Below are 354 nucleotides of genomic sequence, written 5' to 3'. Positions count from 1 at the left end.
TCTTTCAAACCACATACGCGATATGCAGTATTGATCAACTTAGAGATCGCCTTTTTAACCATCGGGCGGTTAACTAAATCAAATGGTAAGCCATCAGGAAGAATATCGAACAACATTGCTCGACCAACTGTCGTATCTGCAATCAACGACTTGCTTACATTGTTACCGTCTTCATCTTTGGTAACCTCTGTAAGACGAACTTTTACTTTCGCCTGCAAGTGAACTTTTTTCGCACCGTATGCTCTCTGAACCTCTTTAATATCAGAGAAAACCATACCTTCACCTTGAGCGTTTATACGCTCACGTGTCATATAGTACAAACCTAGTACAACATCTTGGGAAGGAACTATAATT

Annotated in this window: 1 protein-coding gene; it reads right to left on the bottom strand. The window is 40.1% G+C overall.

Translation table 11 applies throughout. The annotated features are described in order from the left end of the window. Positions 1 to 354: hypothetical protein (locus A3761_RS07025; protein ID WP_156491699.1), on the bottom strand; the 354-nt coding region annotated here is incomplete at both ends.

The organism is Oleiphilus sp. HI0123 (genome assembly GCF_001635315.1).
Note: the sequence above shows the minus strand (reverse complement) of the source record. Positions and strands in the feature narration are given on the sequence as shown.